The organism is Cyanobium sp. N5-Cardenillas (assembly GCF_024345515.1).
Lineage (GTDB): Bacteria > Cyanobacteriota > Cyanobacteriia > PCC-6307 > Cyanobiaceae > Cyanobium.
Genome location: NZ_JAGQBG010000046.1, coordinates 1 through 16225, shown reverse-complemented (window position 1 = coordinate 16225; position 16225 = coordinate 1). Strand labels below are relative to the sequence as shown.

18 protein-coding genes are annotated in these 16225 nt (G+C 65.6%); 9 read left to right on the top strand and 9 right to left on the bottom strand.

The window, feature by feature from the left end; genetic code table 11:
- Window positions 1-332 precede the first annotated feature (332 nt).
- Together lepA and KBZ04_RS05680 are read left to right on the top strand one after the other, a co-directional pair.
- Window positions 333-2141 carry a translation elongation factor 4 gene (gene lepA / locus KBZ04_RS05685; RefSeq protein ID WP_254990965.1) on the top strand — a complete coding sequence of 603 codons (1809 nt, stop codon included), beginning with the start codon at window positions 333-335 and terminating at the stop codon, window positions 2139-2141.
- Between the two features lie 195 nt (window positions 2142-2336).
- Window positions 2337-3677: an MFS transporter gene (locus KBZ04_RS05680; RefSeq protein ID WP_254990964.1), complete on the top strand. Its 1341-nt coding sequence runs from the start codon at window positions 2337-2339 to the stop codon at window positions 3675-3677.
- Between the two features lie 20 nt (window positions 3678-3697).
- Here KBZ04_RS05680 and KBZ04_RS05675 read toward each other — a convergent pair whose 3' ends face one another.
- Genes KBZ04_RS05675 through KBZ04_RS05665 form a run of 3 tightly spaced genes read right to left on the bottom strand, consistent with a single transcriptional unit; the run spans window position 3698 to window position 5000 of the window.
- Window positions 3698-4306 (bottom strand): hypothetical protein, encoded by a 609-nt coding sequence (locus KBZ04_RS05675; protein ID WP_254990963.1) that lies wholly within the window; start codon window positions 4304-4306, stop codon window positions 3698-3700.
- A gap of 50 nt (window positions 4307-4356) precedes the next feature.
- Window positions 4357-4779: a putative toxin-antitoxin system toxin component, PIN family gene (locus KBZ04_RS05670; protein WP_254990962.1), complete on the bottom strand. Its 423-nt coding sequence runs from the start codon at window positions 4777-4779 to the stop codon at window positions 4357-4359.
- A complete protein-coding gene (locus KBZ04_RS05665; protein ID WP_254990961.1) occupies window positions 4776-5000 on the bottom strand; it encodes an AbrB/MazE/SpoVT family DNA-binding domain-containing protein in 225 nt (74 codons plus the stop codon). The genes KBZ04_RS05670 and KBZ04_RS05665 overlap by 4 nt, the downstream gene beginning before the upstream one ends.
- A gap of 104 nt (window positions 5001-5104) precedes the next feature.
- Between KBZ04_RS05665 and KBZ04_RS05660 the strand changes: the two genes are divergently transcribed.
- From KBZ04_RS05660 to KBZ04_RS05645, 4 genes are read left to right on the top strand one after another with little or no spacing between them, the layout of a single operon-like run.
- A complete protein-coding gene (locus KBZ04_RS05660) occupies window positions 5105-5617 on the top strand; it encodes a hypothetical protein (RefSeq protein WP_254990960.1) in 513 nt (170 codons plus the stop codon).
- Window positions 5614-6018, top strand: a complete 405-nt coding sequence (locus KBZ04_RS05655) for a hypothetical protein (RefSeq protein WP_254990959.1) — start codon at window positions 5614-5616, stop codon at window positions 6016-6018. Before KBZ04_RS05660 ends, KBZ04_RS05655 begins: the two co-directional genes overlap by 4 nt.
- A gap of 1 nt (window position 6019) precedes the next feature.
- The gene (locus tag KBZ04_RS05650; protein WP_254990958.1) at window positions 6020-6499 is read left to right on the top strand and encodes a GspH/FimT family protein; all 480 of its coding nucleotides are present in this window, start codon (window positions 6020-6022) and stop codon (window positions 6497-6499) included.
- A gap of 32 nt (window positions 6500-6531) precedes the next feature.
- Window positions 6532-7110, top strand: a complete 579-nt coding sequence (locus KBZ04_RS05645) for a type II secretion system protein J (protein WP_254990957.1) — start codon at window positions 6532-6534, stop codon at window positions 7108-7110.
- Window positions 7111-7419: 309 nt separating this feature from the next.
- On the opposite strand, the gene KBZ04_RS05640 is transcribed toward KBZ04_RS05645, so the two are convergent.
- The 3 genes from KBZ04_RS05640 to KBZ04_RS14260 form a co-directional block, all read right to left on the bottom strand.
- Window positions 7420-8178 (bottom strand): class I SAM-dependent methyltransferase, encoded by a 759-nt coding sequence (locus KBZ04_RS05640; RefSeq protein WP_254990956.1) that lies wholly within the window; start codon window positions 8176-8178, stop codon window positions 7420-7422.
- 36 nt (window positions 8179-8214) lie between these two features.
- Window positions 8215-10389: a tetratricopeptide repeat protein gene (locus KBZ04_RS05635; RefSeq protein WP_254990955.1), complete on the bottom strand. Its 2175-nt coding sequence runs from the start codon at window positions 10387-10389 to the stop codon at window positions 8215-8217.
- A gap of 98 nt (window positions 10390-10487) precedes the next feature.
- Entirely contained in the window at window positions 10488-10934 is a 447-nt protein-coding gene (locus KBZ04_RS14260) for a prepilin-type N-terminal cleavage/methylation domain-containing protein (RefSeq protein ID WP_315860068.1), read from the bottom strand.
- A gap of 244 nt (window positions 10935-11178) precedes the next feature.
- Here KBZ04_RS14260 and KBZ04_RS05625 point away from each other — a divergent pair, with 244 nt between their 5' ends.
- On the top strand, window positions 11179-12627 hold the full coding sequence (locus KBZ04_RS05625; RefSeq protein ID WP_254990954.1) for a sensor histidine kinase: 1449 nt from the start codon (window positions 11179-11181) through the stop codon (window positions 12625-12627).
- On the opposite strand, the gene KBZ04_RS05620 is transcribed toward KBZ04_RS05625, so the two are convergent.
- Window positions 12515-13312 (bottom strand): response regulator transcription factor, encoded by a 798-nt coding sequence (locus KBZ04_RS05620; protein ID WP_254990953.1) that lies wholly within the window; start codon window positions 13310-13312, stop codon window positions 12515-12517. The two genes, KBZ04_RS05625 and KBZ04_RS05620, sit on opposite strands and share 113 nt — an antisense overlap.
- Window positions 13313-13314: 2 nt before the next feature.
- Entirely contained in the window at window positions 13315-14010 is a 696-nt protein-coding gene (locus KBZ04_RS05615) for a response regulator transcription factor (RefSeq protein WP_254990952.1), read from the bottom strand.
- 414 nt (window positions 14011-14424) lie between these two features.
- Between KBZ04_RS05615 and KBZ04_RS05610 the strand changes: the two genes are divergently transcribed.
- Together KBZ04_RS05610 and KBZ04_RS05605 are read left to right on the top strand one after the other, a co-directional pair.
- Window positions 14425-15285, top strand: a complete 861-nt coding sequence (locus KBZ04_RS05610; protein WP_254990951.1) for an ABC transporter permease — start codon at window positions 14425-14427, stop codon at window positions 15283-15285.
- Window positions 15286-15355: 70 nt separating this feature from the next.
- Window positions 15356-15622 (top strand): hypothetical protein, encoded by a 267-nt coding sequence (locus tag KBZ04_RS05605; RefSeq protein WP_254990950.1) that lies wholly within the window; start codon window positions 15356-15358, stop codon window positions 15620-15622.
- Here KBZ04_RS05605 and KBZ04_RS05600 read toward each other — a convergent pair.
- Window positions 15564-16223: a TrmH family RNA methyltransferase gene (locus KBZ04_RS05600; RefSeq protein ID WP_254990948.1), complete on the bottom strand. Its 660-nt coding sequence runs from the start codon at window positions 16221-16223 to the stop codon at window positions 15564-15566. The genes KBZ04_RS05605 and KBZ04_RS05600 overlap by 59 nt on opposite strands.
- Between the last annotated feature and the right edge of the window lie 2 nt (window positions 16224-16225).

Genomic DNA, 16225 nt, shown 5'->3' with positions numbered 1-16225 from the left:
AGAGTGAGGGCCAGGCCGGAGCGCACGGCGGCCGTATCCGCCACGACGAGCCGATCAAGGGCGACCACCAGCGCCGTGGGCTGATCTCGGTTGGTGACCAGAGCTATGGCATCAGCCTCCGCAGCACGGATCACCGTGGAGGGGTTGCTCTTGAGCTGGCGGATCGTGAAGGCCTGCACTGGTTCCCCCGTACTGTGGGCACAATCTAGTCCCACGTTCCGTAGGAACACCATCAACTGGGCCCGCTGGGGCCCGGGCGATCCCCTGGCCGCCGCTGCCTAGGATCGGCCCATCTTGTGGAGGCCCTCGGGGGCCGCCTGTCGCTGCCCCTTATGACCGACGTTCCCGCCCAGCGGATCCGTAATTTCTGCATCATCGCCCACATCGACCACGGCAAATCGACCCTGGCCGACCGCCTGTTGCAGGACACCGGCACCGTGGCGGCCCGGGACATGCAGGCCCAGTTCCTCGACAACATGGAGCTGGAGCGGGAACGGGGCATCACGATCAAGCTCCAGGCCGCCCGCATGGAGTACAAGGCGGCCGACGGCCAGACCTACATCCTCAACCTGATCGACACACCTGGCCACGTCGATTTTTCCTATGAGGTGAGCCGCAGCCTGCTGGCCTGCGAGGGCGCCCTGCTGGTGGTGGATGCCAGCCAGGGGGTGGAGGCCCAGACGCTGGCCAATGTGTACCTGGCGCTGGAGAACGATCTGGAGATCATTCCGGTGCTCAACAAGATCGACCTGCCCGGGGCCGATCCCGACCGGATCAAGGCGGAGATCGAGGCGATCATCGGCCTGGATACCTCCACGGCCATCAATTGTTCCGCCAAGACCGGCCTGGGGGTGCCCGAGATCCTGCAGGCGGTGGTGGATCGGGTGCCGGCGCCGCCGGACCAGGCCGATGAACCGCTGCGGGCCCTGATCTTCGACTCCTACTACGACCCCTACCGGGGCGTGATCGTTTATTTCCGGGTGATCAGCGGCGTGATCGCCCGCAAGGACAAGGTGCTGCTGATGGCCAGCGGCAAGGTGGTGGAGCTCGACGAGGTGGGCGTGATGGCGCCCGACCAGCGCCAGGTGGACAGCCTCCATGCCGGCGAGGTGGGCTATCTGGCCGCCTCGATCAAGGCGGTGGCCGATGCCCGCGTCGGCGACACGATCACCCTGGCGGCCAATCCGGCGGCCGAGCCACTGCCCGGCTACGCCGAGGCCACGCCGATGGTGTTCTGCGGCCTGTTCCCCACCGATGCCGACCAATACCCCGACCTGCGCGAGGCGCTCGACAAGCTGCAGCTCTCCGACGCGGCGCTGAAGTTCGAGCCGGAGACCAGCAGCGCCATGGGCTTCGGCTTCCGCTGCGGCTTCCTGGGCCTGCTGCACATGGAGATCGTGCAGGAGCGGCTGGAGCGCGAGTACGACCTCGACCTGATCGTCACCGCCCCTTCGGTGATCTACCAGGTGAACATGATCGACGGCAGCACCTTGATGGTGGACAACCCCGCCACCCTGCCCGATCCCCAGAAGCGGGAATCGATCGAAGAGCCCTATGTGAAGCTGGAGATCTACACCCCCAATGTGTACAACGGTGCCCTGATGGAGCTGTGCCAGGAGCGGCGCGGTGAGTTCATCGACATGAAATACATCACCACCGACCGGGTGACGCTGCACTACGAGATGCCGCTGGCGGAAGTGGTGACCGACTTCTTCGATCAGATGAAGAGCCGCACCAAGGGCTACGCCTCGATGGAGTACAGCCTGATCGGCTATCGCCGCAACGAACTGGTGCGGCTGGATGTGCTGATCAATGGCGAGCGGGCCGATCCCCTCACCACGATCGTGCATCGCGACAAGTCGTACAACGTCGGCAAGAGCCTGGTGGAGAAACTCAAGGAGCTGATTCCCCGGCAGCAGTTCAAGATTCCCATCCAGGCCTCGATCGGCAGCCGCATCATCGCCAGTGAGAGCATCAGCGCCATCCGCAAGGACGTGCTGGCCAAGTGCTACGGCGGTGACATCTCCCGCAAGAAGAAACTGCTCAAGAAGCAGGCCAAGGGCAAGAAGCGCATGAAGGCCATGGGCCGGGTGGAGGTGCCCCAGGAGGCCTTCATGGCGGTGCTGAAGCTGAATCAGTGAGATCGCTCACGGGCTCAGGCCCAGCGGCAGGACGTCTCGATTCTCAGACCGTTCCAATAGAACCTGGGCATCGCCGTAGATTCGCGATGCCCATCAAAGCTGATCGTTGTGGCCAAACATTCCGTTCAGGCTTACATCGAGGATGTTCCACTCTGGGATGATGGCTCTTCCCTCGCGGGTCCACCGCTGTCGGGAATGCAGTGGTTTGTGTGGAGCCTGGCCACGGCCGGCAAGTTCTTCGAGGGCATGATTGTGTTCATGCAGGGGGTCGGCTTACCGCTGATTGCCCGGGAGTTCATGCTCACGGATCTGGACAAGGGGCTGGTGACGGCGGCCACCCTGGCGGGGATCCTCTGCGGGGCCCTGCTGCTCGGAGGGCTGGCCGATCGGCTCGGGCGCAAACCCGTCTTCATCGGCGAGATGGTGCTGCTGCTCGTGGCGTTGCTGGTGGCTGCGGCCTCCCCCAATCCATCGGTGCTGATCGGCAGCCTGTTCGTCATCGGGCTGGCCCTGGGCGCCGATTACCCCACCGCCCACCTGGTGATCTCCGAAAGCATTCCTGCCGCCATCCGCGGCCGGCTGGTGCTGGGTGCCTTCAGCTTCCAGGCCATTGGCGCCGTGCTGGGTACCGCCATCGCTGCCGTGGTGCTCAGCTCCAGTGCGTCTCTGGATGCCTGGCGGATCTTCTTCCTGGTGCCCGTCGTGCCGGTGGCCGCGGTGATCTGGGGCCGCCTGTTCCTGCCGGAGAGCAGCCACTGGCTCTACAGCCAAGGCTTCCCCGAGAGGGCTGAGCAGCAACTGCGCAAACTGCTCAACCGCCAGACGCTCACCCTGGCCAAGGTGGACCGGCTGAAGGAGATCCGTCGGGATCAGCGCAGCCACGATGTGATGAAGCTGTTCCGCGGTAAGTATCTCCGTTCCACCATTCTGGCCTCCGTGCCCTGGTTTCTTCAGGATCTCTCCACCTACGGCATCGGCATCTTCACCCCGGTGATCATCACCTTGGCCTTCGGTGGTCAGGTTCACGAGAACACCGTGGCGGCGCTGATCCAGAACGATGTGGTGGCCGCCCGAGGCACGGCACTGATCGATGTGGGCTTCCTGGTGGGGATCGCGGTGGCGATCGTCCTGGCCGATCGCTGGGGCCGCATCCCGCTGCAGGTCACCGGCTTCATCGGCTGTGCCGTCGGTCTTGCCCTGGCTGGATTGGGTGGCAGCGGATCCAGCGGCAACCTGCCCCTGATCGTGGCCGGTTTCGCGCTGTTCCAGTTCATGACGAACTTCGGCCCCAACGCCACCACCTATCTGCTTGCCGGTGAACTCTTCCCCACCAAGATCCGAGGGCTTGGAGCCGGATTTGCCGCTGCCAGCGGCAAGGTTGGCGCTGTGCTGACGGCGTTCTTCTTCCCCACGCTCCTGAAGGACTGGGGCACCGGGACGTTGCTGTCGGTGCTGGTGCTGACGTCCCTGCTGGGCGCGGCGGTGACCTGGATCTACCGCATCGAACCGATGGGCCGGGACATGGAGGCCCTCTGAAGCGTTGACGGTCGGCCCTTTCAGCCCCAGTCCGTCGCGCGGCGCCGGTGCTGCTGCACCGGCCCGGTGGTGTCGGTGCGGAAGAACAGGGCAGGGGTGAGCCCCAGCCGCTGCATCTGGCGCCGTCCGCGGAGCTGCATCAGGATCAGCCCGGCGCCGGTGATGCCCTGCAGCAGCAGGGTGGTGATCAGGCGCACGGGGTTGAGCAGGTGCTGCTGCAGCGGTGTGATCGGCGCCAGCTGCCGCTGGCTGAACAGGCTGGCGGCGTCGTGGATGGTGACCGCCGGCAGCAGCAGCAGCAGGATCAGCCCCAGGGGCAGCAGGGTGCGATGCAGCGCCCCGGTCCAGGGTTGTTCGCGGCGGTGGCGCCGATGGCCGCCGCCGAGCAGGTAGAGGCCGAACCCCACGGGCAGCAGCGGCAGGGCGGGGGAGAGGCCGATCAGGCCATTGAGCCGGCCCGCAGGAGCCTCGACGCTGGCGAAGCTCCCCGCCAGCAGCAAGGTGCTCAGCTCCAGCACCAGCAGCAGCAGCCCCACCAGCCGCAGCTGGCCCAGGGAATAGTCCAGCTGGTGGCGGTTGACGATGCCGTCGACCTCCTCGCGGGTGTCCGTGTGCCGGCGATGGTTCATGGGCCGCTGGTGCGTCATTTCCATGGCAACACTGACAGGCGAGGCTCGGGTCAGGGGCCAACAAGCCAGATCTGAAATTCAGCCGGCGTCAGGATTAACAAGGGGTGCAGCTGGTTCTTCAGGGCGAGCAGATCGCCATCCCCGCTGACGAGGACCGGCACGTCAGCCGCCAGGGCCAGGTCGAGAAAGACCTGGTCCTTCGGGTCACGAACCTGGAGCTGACCAGCCTGAATGGGGCCAGGGTGGATTTCACACCAAGGCAGCACATCCGCTAGCAGCCGATCGATGTCGGGCCGCTCGAGCCGAAACTTGGGGTAGGTCAGCACCCGAATCAGCTCGCGGGCGGAGGATTCGGTCAGCACAGGTGTGATGGCGGCTGTCTGCCAGGTCCGGCGCAGCCAGGCCAGGCGGCCGGTCTCGAACAGCAGCGCAGACACCAACACGTTCGTGTCGAGAACGACGCGGATGGTCACGCCTGGCGGGACCAGGCCACCGCCGCGGCCACATCCGCCTCCGTGATTCCCAGCTCCTTCAGGCGGGTCCGAACGTGGGAGGCCGCACCTGGGTGGACGGGTGTGAGCACGATGCGGCCGTTCTCGGTGGCCACGTCGTAGTAGTCAGCGATTCCGACAGCCTCCACCACAGCCTTGGGCAAGGTGAGCTGGTTCTTGCTGGTGCGCTTGGCCAGGACCATGGACGCCGCCGGCTTTGTCCGGAAACAAGGATTCCTTACTTTAGGCCGGTGGGAGCTTGGTGACCTCCTGGGGGAACCCTGGAAAGGTGTTCGCTGCCATCGCCATGCCCACGTTGCATCGCCACCGATCCCGAGAGCAGGGCTTTGTCCTGCCCCTGGCCATGGGGGCGTCCCTGGTGCTGCTGCTGGGGAGCCTCTCGGCCCAGACCGCCAGCCTGCAGGTGCGGCTGCAGGGGGTGCGGGAGCAGCAGCAGCGCCGGGCCGAAGACCGGCTCGCCTCGGCGGGCCAGCAGCTGCTGGCCGACCTGCAGCGCAGCCATCCCTGCCTGCTGGCGCTGCCGCTGCAGCAGTGGGACCTCCAGGGTCTGGCCTGCGCCCCCGCCGCCACGATCGCCTCCCTCAGGGCCGGCCAGGTGCTGGGCAGCCCCTACCGACTGGTGGACTGGCGCCCGCAGCTGACCCCGGCCGAACTGCTGCTGGAGGTGGGAGCCGTCGGCGGCCAGCCGGCGCGGCAGGGGGCCTTCGCGGTGCAGCTGGCGCCGGGGCAGCCGCCGGCCCAGCCGCAGCCGCAGATCACCGACGTGCGCCTGGTGGGGCTGCGGGGGGTGGCGCCATGAACTTGATCGAAGTGCTGACCGGGTCGGTGGTCTTTGCCGCCTCGGCCGGATCCTCCCTGCAGCTCTGGGGGCTGGCGGCCGCGGCCGCCGTGGCCGAACAGCGCCAGCAGGAGCGGATGGAGCAGGCGGAGGTCGCCCTGTTGCGGGCCGAAACCTCCCTGCGCAGCCTGGCCCCTTCCGCGGGAGACTGCACGGCGGCGACGACCCAGCTGCTGCAGGCCCTGGCGGCCCAGCCCCTGGCCCCGGGGCTGGACCGCCAGCTGGAGGTGTCGGCCAGCGGTGATGGGGTGGTGCTGCGGCTGGCGGTGGCCGGCGAGGCCGAAACACGCCAGCGGCTCTACGTGCCGGCGGTGCTGGGGCTCTGCGCAGGGGCGCAGGGAGGCGGCGGTGGCACGGTCTGAGATGGGCGGCTTCACGCTGCCGGAAACCCTGCTGGCGCTGGTGCTGGTGGGTCTGCTGGCCCAGCTGGGGCTCAGCTCCGCCAGCCGGGACCTTGCCGATGCCCGCCTGGAGGGGGCCAGCCGCCGGGTGATGGTGGGGCTCGAGCGGGGGCGCGATGCCGCCCTGCGCCTGGGCCAGCCCTGCGTGCTGGCGCTCTCCGCCGACGGCTGGCAGGAACCCCAGGGCGGCAGCCTGCCGGCCTGCGAGGGGGCCGGCCTCGATCTGGGGGAGGGCCTGGGCGGAGGGGCGGTGAGCCTCAGCCACAACCTGCCGGCCGCCGTGCGCTTCACCAGCAACGGGCTGATCATCGACGGCGGCACCGTGCTGCTCAGCACCGAAGGCACCGACCTGGTGCGCTGCGTGGTGGTGGCCCTGCCCCTGGGGATCACCCGCCTGGGACGGCAGGGGCCGGGCGGCTGCCTGCCGGATCCGCGGCCCTGAGCCGCCTGTGTTGTTTTGAAGGGAGAAGCGCCATGGCGTTACTGCGTTCCAGGACGATCTCAGCCAGCAAAGCGACAGGCTTTTCGCTGGTGGAGCTGATGGTGGCGGCCTGCCTGGGGCTGCTGGTGTGGGGGGTGGTGCTGCAGGCGCTGGTGGCCGATGGCCGTCAGGTGGATCGACTGGTGCGGCAAGTGCGGGAGCGGGGCCAGCAACAGCGGGTGCTGGCCCTGCTGCGGGGCGATCTGCAGCGGGCCACCCGGGTGGACCTCGCCCTGGGGGTTGGGGCCGCCTGCGGCCTGGGCGGGCGGGATCCGGTGCTGCAGCTCACCACAGCGGAGGGGCCGATCACTTACACGGTGGGCAGCGCTCCGAGCGCCATCTGGCGGGGCCGGGTGCTGATGCGCTGCGGCCCCGCCTTCGGGCTGCATGGTGAACCGAGCGCGGGAGCGGCCCAGAATCGGGTGTTGCTCGATGGGCTCAACGATCCTGGGCTGGAGGCTGCCCTGGAGCCGGATGGCCTGCTGCGCCTGCGGTTGCGGCAGGAATTTGAGTCCGCCGGGGGTGGTACCCAGCGGATTGAGACGGAGGCGCGGGTTCTGACAGGGAGCTGAGGTGGGGGGCCAATGGAGGCGCCGCAGCTCGCCAAGAGCGTCGGGGCTGGTCTGGAAATTCATCGCCCACTCTTGGTGGGAATATTCGGCCTTGAGGTGCTGCACAGAGCCGTAAGCAATTCAGGCCTTCTTCTGCATTTTTGGGATAGCCAGTTGCTGATCAGCCTCCCGCAAGAAGCAAGCAGAGAAGCTGATCTGCTGTGTACCTGATGAGATTCAACGTCGAGTCTTCGCCGCAGAATCGGTGGATGAAGACTCTAACTCGGTCTTCCTGGGAAAGCCCTACTGTAAGAGCCTGAACGCACTGAGCTATATGCCGAGGCCTAGTGCTTTGATGGCAAGGCTTAGGCCGTCCTTCTCATTCATCAGATTGTAGCCCTCTTGGTTGCGAAGAAACCATAGATAATCCAGCTCCGGCATATTGAGTGCGCTCACATCAGGCAAAACTGTTGATCTAATGGAGGGCTGCGGCGAGCGCCAGACGAGGGCCTGGGGATTGCCATCGGTGATGATGGTGCAATAACTGAGCAGCGGGTGGAAGGTGCGGATCAGAGGGATCACCTTGTAGGTATCGCCATGCCAGGCATTGCTAGGATCGCCGGTCATGAACTGACGCATCATCACCGCCTCGACCTGATCGCGATTACAGGAATAGACGTCACTGGGAAAGACGTCATCCAGAAGGATGATCGAGCGCTCGGGGGTGATGAGCAGTGCGTTGCAGAAATCTCGATAGGTCTGCTCCCAGGTGTGCAGGCCATCGAGGAAGACTAGGTCGTATTTGAAATCTCTCCTGACATCGCAGAAAAAGTTGTCGCTTGCGATCTCGAAGTATTCGATCGAATCCCCTCTCGGCGCCGTCTCCCTGTCGAACAGGAACTTTGGATCGACGGCGGTCTTGAAGGCCGCGGAGACCTCGAAGAATGTCTGTCCGGTTTCCACACCCACCTCCAAATAACGGGCAGGTGAGGCCATCGCCGCCAACAGCGTGTTGAGGCGTCGTGCCGAAGCGTTAACGAAGAACATGGTCTGGGCGTCGGGCTGGGCGCTGGCCGAGGATTCGGACATAGTTAGAGACTCTGCTTGGGAAGGGGTCGGCAGGCTTCAGGGATCGGCGCGGCTCGGAGCTGCCTGCTGGCGCTGGGTGATCACGGCTTTCAGGCAGAAGTCTTCGAAGTGGCGAATGTAATCCATGCGATCGAAGACGCGATGGTTGTTGGCCAGGATCGAGGCCTTGAGGTTGCGTCGACGCTCCGGGTCGTTGCAGAGCGCTGTCACCAGGGAGACGTACTCCTCCTCGCTCGCCGCGATCGGCGGGTTGTCGATGCCCATTTCACGGTAGCCGCTGGCGACGACGCGAGAGCGCAGATTCGTGCCTTCGAGGGTGACGATGGGAGTGCCGACGAAGGAGGCCTCGAAAAAGGTGATCCCTGAGCCGTAGTAGATGGGATCGAGCAGCACGTTGATGCAATTGCACAGGCTATGGTACTCAAGGCGTCCCATGCAGGCCAGTGGGATGCAGCGCTCGCGCACACTGGGAGCATTCCTCGAGAGTCGCTCCAGAAACAGTTGGGTTCTCGAGGGAATTGAGTCTTCCACGAAGACGAAGGCCACCTGCGGATTCGCCCGGGCGATCTTCTCCAGTAGCAGATCGAAATCGGGATGCAGCTTGTGCAGCCCCTGCAGGCAACCCACCAGCGTGTCGCCCGGGGGCAAAAAGAAATAGTCGCGCGGCAGGGGGGTGAAATTCAGGTCCGTCGTCTCGAAGTGGCACGGCAGGCCAACGGGAAGCCGAACGAGCGTCTCGGTGTAAGACTCTTCCGATCCGGCCGGCTCCAGACCTGCGGCGGAGATGTAGTAGTCGATCTCACGGATTCCAGAGGTGTGGGGAATCCCCCATCCGGTCATCTGGATCGGAGCCGTGCGAAGGAAGGGCATGATGTACTCATAGGAAGCCATGCCGAGGTCGGTGAAGAAGAGGATATCCAGCCCCTCCGAGAGCAGCATCGTGTAGGCGTCGGCAAATTCCGGCGGCAGCTGAAGGGCCCGATCGCACACCGCATCAAGGCCGTCACGCACGGCGTCCCGCTTGGAGTTCGACTTGTGGATCAGCAGCACCTCGAAGCGCTCACGATCGAGATGCCGGATGAGGCCCGAGAAGGCGATCGTGTTGCTGTGCCCTGAGAAGAACTGGGAGAGAAAGCCGATCCGCAGCTTCTTTCCTCGGGGCGTTGGCAGGGCCTGCCCCTCGGCGGCCTGGCGCTGGCGGATCTCCTGCAGCAGAGGTCCGGCGAGCCGGCGCATCAGGTCAATGTAGCGCTCCAGCAGCCGGCGGTCGTCGCGGTTGTGGTAAGCAAGCTCGAAGGTGTGCGGGATTGCCTCGTCATGCACGTCGAATTCCAGCTCCAGTTCGCTCTCCACCAGGGAGAGCCCTTCGACGAAGCGCCGGCGCGCCTCCTCGATGTCGTCCCGGCTGGCGGGAATCCCCGGCAGCAGCAGGTGGTGGTTGAGCCGGTAGATGGCGGAGTTCGGACGCATCGCCGACACCTTGCCGTAGAACATGGCAGCCTCTCGCCAGTCGGCGGTGAGCCACAGAACCATCGCCTTGCGGCAATGGTTGATGAAGGAGTCGGGGTTGATCGCCAAAGCCTTGTCGAGGTATTGCAGGCCCGCCTCGTTGCGCCGCATCCGGATCATCACGACGCTCAGGTACTCGTACACCTTCTCCGAGGTCGGGTCGAGTCGCAGGGCCCTTCCGAGACAGGCCACGGCCTGCTCGTTGTCCCCCCGGTTCGAGAGCAGTTCCGCTTCCAGCAGATGGCCCTCCAGGCTCTGGGGCAGCTCGGTCAGCCAGAGCCTTACCACCTCCAGCGCCCGCTCCTCACGGCCAGTGGCGCGGAGGGCGGCCACCCAGAGGTTCCAGGCCTCCTCTTCCTGCGGCCAGCGTTCCACGATGGGCCCACAGAGGTTCACCAGCTCCTCGTCGCGCTGTTCCACCCGCAGCACCTTGAGGCGGCTCAGCAGGGCTGGAAGGAAGTGGGGATCTCGCCCTAGAGCGCGATCAAGGAACTTCAGGGCGGGGCGGGAGAGTCCCAGCATCAACAGGCTGCTGCCGATGTTGGCCTCGGCCCGCAGGACATAGGCCGGTTCGGCGCGCAGGTGTGTAAGACAGCGGATGGCCTCTGGAAAGCGCCCGGCACTGAAGTGATCCTTCGCCTGCAGATAGAGATCCTCGGAGGTGGAGCGATCCCCAGCCTGGGCGCCGGCGGGATCAGCCATGAAGGGTCGGCATTGGGTGGCGAGGCGGCGGCGGCATAAAAAAGACGGGGTATTTCACCCCGCCGTCTGTCTCACTTGGCGTGGAAGCCTTGGCCGGATCAGCTGAACGCGCAGCTGATAGCTCCGAGAGCTCCTGCGGTACCGCCGGTGATCGTGATAGTTACTTTTGAGCTGGCTGTACTAGTTGTAACGTTAGTGGCAAGGCAGCGAACCCCTTGCGCGCCTGCGGTGAATGTACGGGCCACTGAGCCGTCTGCACCGGTCTGGCAGGTTACACCGCCGGCTGCAGTGGGCTGAACACCTACACCACCGGAGGCAATGTAGGTGGCACATTCCTTGGCGAGGCCGAGCGCTTCACCGACGGCGGCACCGGCAGAGGCCGCTGCCCGAGCACCCAGGAAGTTGGGCAGAGCAACGGCGGAGAGGATGCCAACGATCGCGACCACGATCATCAGCTCAATCAGGGTGAAGCCCTGGGCCACCTTCGACTTCTTCTCGCGCAGGCTGCGCATTAGCGCCAGTTTGGTCTTGGGGGAGATGTTCATTGGAAAGGCTGTCAAGCTCTTGACTCTCACAACTTTATGCACCAACTGACGGAATGTCTATGCGACCCTTGCCGTGGCTGGGTTGGGGTATTGGTGTAGATCCTAAGGATCAGATCCAAGGCCCTGTCTGCGATCCGGGGTATGGATTTCCCGTTTGATGGGCCCATCATGGCGGGTTTTTCATTGCCCACTAGGATCGATTAGGTACTGGATCTTGTCTTGGCCTAATGCTCCTCTAATGAAATTGACGGCCTTTTCTCGGAAGCTGGGGTGGTCGCGAGCGCCCGCCGGGGCATTTTCGATCCGGCGGCGCCTGCTGGGGCTGAGCCTGCTGGCCGTTCTGGGGGGCTATGCCCTGCTGATCGGGGCCACCGCCTTGCTGGCCAACCAGGAGCGCCGCAGCCAGCACCAGGCCACCGCGGCCTCGGTGCGCCAGTTGCTCCTGGCCCGGCGCCCTGTTCCGCAAGGCCTCGACGCCATCAGCGACACGCTGGCCCAGCTGATCAGCCCCAACTTCCTGAGCTGGGTTGAGACCGATCAAGGGGTTCCCTACGGAGCCGCCCCCCAGATCCGCCTGTTCTCCATTCCCACTGGCGTGTCACTGGCGCAGCTGCCGCGCCTGGGGGGTGGCCCCGATCAGGTGGCGGTGGTGCGGGTGGGGCAGCTCACATTTCTCACCAGCTCCCAGCAGATCCAGTTGGGGTCGAGCTCAGTTCGCGTCCGTTTCCTGGAGGACATCACCCAGAAGCTGGCCCAGCAGCGGCTGCTGCTCACCGTTCTGATGGTGGCTGCCGGTCTGGCCACTCTGTTCACGGGCCTGCTGCTGCGGCCAGTGCTGGTGCGGGGCCTGGCCCCCCTGCGTGATCTGGGTCTGCGCATGCAGGCGATCAGTTCCGACACCCTCGACAGCCAGCGGGTGCTGGTGGCCGCCCAACCCAGGGAGCTGGCGCCCATTGCCCTGGCCTTTAACGATCTGCTCGATCGCCTCTCGGCCTCCTGGGAGCGCCAGCGCAGCTTTGCCAATGGGGTGAGCCACGAACTGCGCACCCCCATCAGCCTGATCCGCAACTACGCCAGCAGCCTGCGGCGCCGCTCCCAGGATCTTTCCGACCAGCAGGCCGAGCAGCTGGCGCTGATCGAGGCGGAGGCGGGCCGCATGGGGAAGCTGGTGGCGGATCTCCTCGCCCTCACCCGCATCGATGCCAACCGCACCTTGATGCCCTTTGAGCCCTTTGATGTGGCCGAGTCGATCGAGCGCGTGGCCGAACGCCTGCGGTCGCGCTGTTTCGGCAGGCTGCGGATCTGCCCCGGTGCCACCCAGTCGGCTCGCACCTTCGCTCTCGGCGATGCCGACCGCTTCGAGCAATGCCTGGTCAACCTGATCGAAAACGCCCAGAAATATGATCCCGGTGCCGGGCCGATTCAGCTGCGGCTCGATGCCAGCCTCGATCGGGTGGTGGTGCATGTGATCGACTCCGGCCCCGGCGTGCCCGACAGCGAGAAGCAATTGATCTTCGAGCGCTTCGGACGGGGCCGCCACACCAGCGCCATTCCCGGCAGTGGCGTGGGACTGGCGGTGGTCAGGGCCCTGATGGAGGCGATGGGGGGGAGTGTTTCGGTGACGGATGGTCCCCAGGGGGGGGCGGATTTCCAGCTGCGTCTGAAGGGCGCGGCTCCCCTTCTCGGAGCATGAAGCCCACGCCCCGCACCGTCTGGATCAAGGTGGGCAGACCTTCCGGCTCCAGCTTGCGACGCAGATAGCGGATGTAGACACCCAGAAGGTTTTCATCGCCGAAGTGGTTTTCGCCCCACACTTCCCGCAGGATCTCCTCCCGCTCCACCACCCGCCCCGCCCCGCGCAACAGGCACAGAAGCAGGTCGTACTCGCGCACCGAAAGGGAAATCGCTTCGCCGGCTCGCGTCACCTCCCGGGTGGCCGTGTTCACCGTGACATCGGCACAGCTGAGCAGATCGGCATTGGCCTCACCGCGCCAGTAGGCGGTGCGCCGCAGCTGGGCGCGGATGCGGGCCAGCAGCTCCTCGATCGAAAAGGGTTTGAGGATGTAGTCGTCGGCGCCTGAATCGAGGGCTTCGACACGGTCGCGGATGTCGTCGTGGCAGGTGAGCATCAGCACGGGGGTGATGTCGCCGCTGGAGCGCAGCCGCCGGCAGATCTCGACGCCGCTGAAGTCCGGCAACGTCCAGTCGAGCAACACCAGGTCCGTTGTGGCGTCCCGCAGGTGCATCAGGGCGCCCTGGCCGTCTTCGGCTTCGCTGACGCTGTAGCCCTCGCAGTTCAGCTCGCCGGCCAGGAAGGTGCGCATGCGCTGGTCGTCCTCGACGATGAGCAGCCGCGATGGAGAGGACGCCTCCGCCATGGTCAGCGGGGCGGCCCTTCCTTCAGCATGAAGCCGACGCCACGCACGGTCTGAATCAGGGTGGGCTGGCCCGCCGGCTCGAGTTTGCGGCGCAGGTAGCGCACATAGACATCCAGGAGGTTGTCGTCGCCCAGCCAGTTTTCGCCCCAGAGGGCATCGAGGATGGCGCGGCGCTCCTGCACCTGATTGGGGTGACGCAGCAGGTGCATCAGCAGATCGAATTCCTTGGCGGTGAGATGGATCGATTCACCTCCCCTGGCCACTTCCCGGCTGGCGGGATTGACCTCCAGATCGGCCATCCGCAGAACACCACCTTCCTGTTCATCGATGCCGCTGCGGCGCAGCCGGGCCCGCACCCGGGCCAGCAATTCCTCGATCGAGAACGGCTTGATCAGATAGTCGTCGGCGCCGGAATCGAGCGCCTCCACCCGTTGCTGCACCTCATCGCGGGCGGTGAGCATCAGCACGGGGGTGGAAATGCCGCCTTTGCGCATGCGACGGCACACCTCCACGCCGCTGAAATCCGGCAGGTTCCAGTCCAGCAGCACCAGATCCCACATCTGGCTGCGGATCCTGCCCAGAGCCTGCTGGCCGCACGCCGCCTCCTCGCACTCATAGCCCTCAACGGCCAGCTCGGAGGTGAGGAAGCCGCGCATTTCAGGATCGTCGTCGACGATCAGCAGGCGGGCGCTGGTCATCGGATCGGCAGGGATGAACGACGCTTGGCCAAGGGAAAATTCAGCTCTCTGGAATTGAGAGGGGGATTCGTTTCACATTATACCAGCGTGAGAATTGTCTTGCAACCGTGTAGGAATCCTTCCTGCCTGGTTCCGCCTTCGTGTTCAGCGGGTGAAAAGAGCCCCAGGCTGGCTTGGATGGGCCGGCATGAAGGGGGTCCGGCTGTGGCCATGGGTTGCGCCAAACATCATGTCCGATCGTTCTATTCGTGGGGCAGGATCAGCGTGCACCCCTGCGCCATGGCGACGGTACGCTTCTCCCAAGCCCATCCATCGCCCGTGCACAGAACGTCACCCGGACAGGGCCCACGGATGACAACGAAGCCGTTGTACTCATGGTGCCCTTGAAGACAACACGCCACTGACACACGCACCATGGAGGCAGATCTGATCGGCAAACCCACGCTCTCGGCGCGCATGGCCCGATGGGGCATCGCCATTGTGGCGCTCTATGGCCTGATTGCGCTGGTCACGCCGCTTCTGGTGCATGGGGCCCTGCTCCCCGATCCCAATGCGGGTCTGGAAAATCCTATCTACGCTCCCCCCTCCCTCGGCCATTGGTGCGGCACCGACCGCCTGGGCAGAGATGTCTGTGTGCGCACCCTCTCCGGCAGCAGCGTGGCCCTGCAGGTGGTGCTCAGCGCTTTGCTGCTCGCCCTCGTCATCGGGGTTCCCCTCGGCATGGTGAGCGGCTACCTCGGTGGTGGTGTCGATCGTGTTCTGGTGCTGGTGATGGACACCCTTTACACCCTGCCGGTGCTGCTCCTCTCGGTGGTGCTCGCCTTCCTGCTGGGCCGGGGCCTGCCCAATGCCGCCGCCGCCCTCTGCGTGGTGTATGTGCCGCAGTACTTCCGGGTGGTGCGCAACCAGTCGGCCCAGGTCAAGGCGGAGCTGTTCATCGAGGCGGCCCGCTCCCTGGGGGCCGGCCCCGCCTGGATCCTGCGCCGCTACCTGTTTCGCAACGTGATCACCTCGGTGCCGGTGCTGCTCACCCTGAATGCGGCCGATGCGGTGCTGGTGCTGGGGGGGCTGGGATTTCTCGGGTTGGGTCTGCCGGAAACCATCCCCGAGTGGGGCAGCGATCTCCAGCAGGCATTGACGGCCCTGCCCACCGGCATCTGGTGGACCGCCCTGTTCCCCGGTCTGGCCATGTTCGTCCTGGTGCTCGGCCTGTCGTTCCTTGGCGAGGGCCTGGAAAACTGGCTGAGTGGTGCCCCGGCGGCCTCAGGCCGCTGAACGCCTGGGCTGGGACTGAATTGTTCCTGTAGCGTTTTGTTGACTCGCGGCCCTGGCCATGCCCTGGTGGTTGGATCTGGTCCTGCTGGCCTCGGCCGTCTATCTCTGGATCAAGGGCGGCAACACCCCTGACGACGTCTGGAGTGTGTTCCAGAAGTTTCTGGCCTTCGTGGCCGTGCTGGTGGTGCTGCTGGGCGGGCGCCAGCTGCTGCTGGAGATCCTGGCCCTGGCGCTCACCTTCTGGCTGCCCACCGCCGCCCGCTTCGATGGCGGTCCGATCAGCAGCGCAGACGCACCCCCCGCGGAAGCTCCTCGAGGATGGCGCCCTCGGGGCTGAGGGCGGGGTAGGGCCGGCCTTCGCGGCGGCACCAGTCGGCCACCTGGGGGTAGGCCCACTCGAACAGCAGTGGGCCATAGCGCTCCGGGGCCACCCCCTCCCCCTGGCTGGGCAGGCAGCCCTTCGCCTGCCGCTGCCGCAGCGCCTCGAACAGCAGGATCGCATTGGCCACCGACACGTTGAGCGACTGGACCATGCCCGCCATCGGGATCACGATCGGCTGGTCGATGGCGGCGGCGGTGGCCTCGCTCAGCCCCCACTTCTCCGCCCCCAGCACGAAGGCCGTGGGCCCGGTGAAATCACAACTCCGATAGTCCACCGCGTCGGCCCCCAGGTGGGTGCCGTAGATCCGGAAGCCGTCGGCCTTCAGCATCGCGATGGCGTCGGTGGTGCGCCCGTGCCGGTGCAGCGCCACCCACTTCTGGCTGCCAAGCGCCGTGCGGTTGAAGGTGGGCACCCGCCCCTTCAGGCTCACCGCATGGGCTTCGAGCACCCCCACCGCATCGCAGCTGCGCAGGATCGCCGAGAGGTTGTGGGGCTTGTCCACATGCTCAAGCAGCACCGTCAGATCCCCCCTGCGGCGATCGAGCACCGCGCGCAGGA

Bases quoted from the DNA above. Each gene is read 5' to 3' on its own strand.
- lepA (WP_254990965.1), top strand. From the start codon at position 333: ATGACCGACGTTCCCGCCCAGCGGATCCGTAATTTCTGCATCATCGCC.
- KBZ04_RS05680 (WP_254990964.1), top strand. From the start codon at position 2,337: ATGCAGTGGTTTGTGTGGAGCCTGGCCACGGCCGGCAAGTTCTTCGAG.
- KBZ04_RS05675 (WP_254990963.1), bottom strand. From the start codon at position 4,306: ATGAACCATCGCCGGCACACGGACACCCGCGAGGAGGTCGACGGCATC.
- KBZ04_RS05665 (WP_254990961.1), bottom strand. From the start codon at position 5,000: ATGGTCCTGGCCAAGCGCACCAGCAAGAACCAGCTCACCTTGCCCAAG.
- KBZ04_RS05660 (WP_254990960.1), top strand. From the start codon at position 5,105: ATGCCCACGTTGCATCGCCACCGATCCCGAGAGCAGGGCTTTGTCCTG.
- KBZ04_RS05655 (WP_254990959.1), top strand. From the start codon at position 5,614: ATGAACTTGATCGAAGTGCTGACCGGGTCGGTGGTCTTTGCCGCCTCG.
- KBZ04_RS05650 (WP_254990958.1), top strand. From the start codon at position 6,020: ATGGGCGGCTTCACGCTGCCGGAAACCCTGCTGGCGCTGGTGCTGGTG.
- KBZ04_RS05645 (WP_254990957.1), top strand. From the start codon at position 6,532: ATGGCGTTACTGCGTTCCAGGACGATCTCAGCCAGCAAAGCGACAGGC.
- KBZ04_RS05640 (WP_254990956.1), bottom strand. From the start codon at position 8,178: ATGTCCGAATCCTCGGCCAGCGCCCAGCCCGACGCCCAGACCATGTTC.
- KBZ04_RS05635 (WP_254990955.1), bottom strand. From the start codon at position 10,389: ATGGCTGATCCCGCCGGCGCCCAGGCTGGGGATCGCTCCACCTCCGAG.
- KBZ04_RS14260 (WP_315860068.1), bottom strand. From the start codon at position 10,934: ATGAACATCTCCCCCAAGACCAAACTGGCGCTAATGCGCAGCCTGCGC.
- KBZ04_RS05620 (WP_254990953.1), bottom strand. From the start codon at position 13,312: ATGGCGGAGGCGTCCTCTCCATCGCGGCTGCTCATCGTCGAGGACGAC.
- KBZ04_RS05615 (WP_254990952.1), bottom strand. From the start codon at position 14,010: ATGACCAGCGCCCGCCTGCTGATCGTCGACGACGATCCTGAAATGCGC.
- KBZ04_RS05610 (WP_254990951.1), top strand. From the start codon at position 14,425: ATGGAGGCAGATCTGATCGGCAAACCCACGCTCTCGGCGCGCATGGCC.